The 3543-nt window shown below is 42.3% G+C and carries 2 protein-coding genes; one reads left to right on the plus strand and one right to left on the minus strand.

Annotated elements, in window-relative coordinates; translation table 11 throughout:
• Positions 1–233 precede the first annotated feature (233 nt).
• Complete coding sequence (locus RH85_RS16740) at positions 234–1859, minus strand: methyl-accepting chemotaxis protein (RefSeq protein WP_006713889.1); 1626 nt, start codon at positions 1857–1859, stop codon at positions 234–236.
• A gap of 837 nt (positions 1860–2696) precedes the next feature.
• Here RH85_RS16740 and RH85_RS22090 point away from each other — a divergent pair.
• The coding region (locus RH85_RS22090; RefSeq protein ID WP_006713890.1) for a VCBS domain-containing protein at positions 2697–3543 on the plus strand (847 nt) is incomplete at its 3' end.

A 3543-nucleotide genomic window follows, 5' to 3' on the forward strand; every position in this document is an offset into this window, starting at 1 on the left:
TATACATGCTATTTTTGATAGTCTGTAAACTACGATACTAACTTTTTTTTGCAACCAATAATGAGACACTAGATGCATACAAGTATAAATATGCGATTACTATTCATAAAAAAAGCTCTGGTATTGCACCAGAGCTTTGTGTTTTTTCGATATCGCTTCTATTAATGGTTAGCTAAATCTGTTCCAAAGGAGCACCGGCGGTCGCCTTTTTCCCACCAATTTGGCTTTGTAAGCTAAACCTTGAAGCGAGACAATGACATTTGCAACGTCGTTGCTAATTGTGCAAGTTCAATACTCGATTGAGCGGTTTGCTCTGCGCCCTGAGCGACTTCATTTGCCGACAGACTCATATTCTGAATATTTTGACCGAGGTCTTCTGTAACGGAATCTTGTTGATTGCAGGCCGTTGCGATCTGGATACTGGTCTCAGTGACTTTCATCATCGTATCTTCAATCGTCTGAATTGCTTTTCCTGTCTGCACGCTTTGATCGACACAAACACGGATCTTCGAACAGCTTTGCTCTGTCGCCATTTTCGCATGCGCAGCGCTGGTTTGTAATTTCTCAATAATGCTGACAATCTCACTGGTTGATGATTGCGTTCGCCCCGCCAACGAACGAACCTCATCCGCCACCACGGCAAAACCACGGCCCTGCTCGCCCGCACGCGCCGCTTCAATCGCAGCATTCAGTGCCAATAGGTTAGTTTGATCGGCAATACCACGAATCACTTCAACCACCACACTGATATTGTTTGATTCGCGCTCTAACTCTTCGACTAATTCACCCGCTTGTTCAATATCACGTGAAACAATTTGAATTTGCTCAATATTGAACTGAACATCTTGATTGCCTTGCTTAGCTTCTTGTGAGGCCTCTAGCGCTGATGTAGACGCGGTTTCAGTATTACAAGCCACTTCTGCAACCGTTGCTCTCATCTCCTCCATTGCGGCTGCAATCACCGTAATGTCCGATTGTTGCTGCTGCATGCCCAGTGAAGACTGTTCTGATATCGCACTCATCTCTTCAACGGCAGCCGATAACTGAGTCACCGCAGAAATGGTATCTTCAATTAACATACGTAACTGATTTTGCATTTCAATATTGGTATCTGCCAATTCACCTAATTCATCATTACCAATCAATTCACGCTCTAAACGGAAGGTCAAATCCCCTGCTGCAATTGCTTTTGATTGTGCGACAACTAAATTCAGTGGGTGACAAATTTGACGCGCTAAGAAGAAAGTAATAAACACCATAAACGCAATCAACGCAGAGAAGGAAACCTTAGTCGCAGTGGTCACTTCATCAACATTTTCCATAATCGAGCGACGGTTATTGGCCACAAAAGTAAGGTTTGTTTTAACCAAATCATCCATAGCCGCACCCACTTCTTCAAATTGACTAAGTGCTGCCACAAGGTCAAGTTGTGCTTGGGTCTTATCCCCACGGCTGACCTTTTGAGTAAAGTCACCTAACACACGCTGGTAACTATTCCAACCATTCATCACGCGACTAAATACACGGCGCTCATCAGCGTCGACAACCGTCGCTTGATACTTAGCAAGATCATTTTCAATTGTATTTTCAAGTGATGAAATAGTCGTAAATAACTGCGGAAGGTCGCGTTCTTGATACGTTAGCGCCGCAAATTGATTACGACGATAGGCATTCATATCAAAGTAGATATCTTCTACCGATAGAACACTTGGAATGGTGGAGTCGGTAAAGTTAACCACTTCCGATTCTACTTTGTTCAACTCTTGTAATAGAAAGAATGCAAACGCAATCATTACTAAACCGATCGCCGAAAATACAACAGCGATTTTTTTTGTCACAGCCAAATCTTTGTAGCTCATGATTCTCATAACCTAGGAGTGTTTAAATAATTAATCCGCAGGCAAATACTCACACCAATCTAAAAGCAGCAAAAAGAAGCGCAACAAAATCACGCAAAACGCGAATTGAAGCAAATAAGTGGTGATGTAATCCAAAGAAATCTTGAATCGACAACGCTGCATATCTGAACTGGGGGACTTACTTTAGGGTACTGGTCTGATGACTTAGTCATCGCCCGAAAACCTTATATCAGCACTTCTACAATAAAGTAAATCAGAAAATCACCGTCCTTCACCCGGGTTTAATAGCTGAAAATTGTTATATTTTATAGTTAGTTATGACACCATCACCCAACACAAACCTTTGCGGAAACCGCCATGTGACAATGGTAAAAAAATATCAACGAATTTACACTCAAGTCAGTTTGAAATTGGTTTCAATGGTGTTAATTCCGAGGCTAATTACGCTGACTGTCAAAAAGGTAGCGCCAATTTATCGCCAATGAAACGTGATCTTTTTTCCAAAAAATGAGCTGTTCAACACGCATACTTGCAGAATAATGATTTCCCCAAACGAACAGGATTTAAAACGGACGTTCAACAGCGACACTCAACTACCATCGAATCCAAGCCATAAATCACTCCATATTGAGCAACAAATTAAAACTAGCGCATCCTGATTTTTATTTTGATTCTCATAATCCAAATAGATGAAGGAAATTAGCCATCAGACACATTACCCACTGTTTTTAAACAACTTATTTCATCAACTCTATTGGCATAAAGATTGCGATGTATCAGCTAAGTTATGAATGCGAGACAAATTTCATAGCATCTGGATACCAATGAGGAGTGACTATGAAAAAGGTAATGCTAATTCCTGTCGGAGCAAAAGTCGCGGTCAATCAAGAGGGTGAAATACGCATCCTTGCCGATGGCCAGCAACCAAAAGACAATGAAGTCGTTTATTCTGAACAAGATTTTGCATTACTTGCAAATGTTGATATCCGAGTTGTGTCCGATATTCCCACAACGTCCTCCGATGATGTTCAAAGCGTACAAAACCTCATAGATCTTGGCCAAGACCCTACTCAACAAGAAAACTTAGATCCTACGGCAGGCCAAAATAAAGGTTCTGCACCAACGCTCTCTCCACAGGTAGCAAGAGACAATCAAACAACGATCGCGGAAACATTTTTTGACACCAATGCCAACGATCAGTTAAGTGACCGTCCTTCACTTTTAACTCTTAGCGATGAAACTAACTCAGGTATTGAGCTTGCCGCGATAATAGGTGGTAACGATAGCGGAGCTGTCACTGAAGATGCGACCTCTCCATTGCTGAACGACTCAGGGAAACTGACCATTGAGGACAACAATAAACGTGATGCTAATTTTGACCCAAACAATATTGTCACACCAAGAGATGCTCTAGGTGAGCTAACGATTGATACTCAAGGAAATTGGACATACTCCGTAAACAACGAGAGCGTGCAGTACCTTGCTCAAGATGAAACCAAAGTCGAAACCTTCACTGTCGCCTCATTGGATGGCACCACGCACGACATTGTTATTACCATTACTGGGGTCAACGACAGTGCGGTGATTTCAGGTGATGCAATTGGCGCGGTGACCGAAGATGAAAGCTATCCAGTACTGACCGATTCAGGCGTGTTAACCCTCACCGATGCTGATACTGACCAAG

The sequence above is a fragment of the Vibrio ichthyoenteri ATCC 700023 genome (assembly GCF_000222605.1).
In the GTDB taxonomy this organism is placed as follows: Bacteria; Pseudomonadota; Gammaproteobacteria; order Enterobacterales; family Vibrionaceae; genus Vibrio; species Vibrio ichthyoenteri.

What these genes read in the sequence shown, in the direction of transcription:
- RH85_RS16740 (WP_006713889.1), bottom strand. Translation starts at nt 1,859, where the DNA reads ATGAGCTACAAAGATTTGGCTGTGACAAAAAAAATCGCTGTTGTATTT.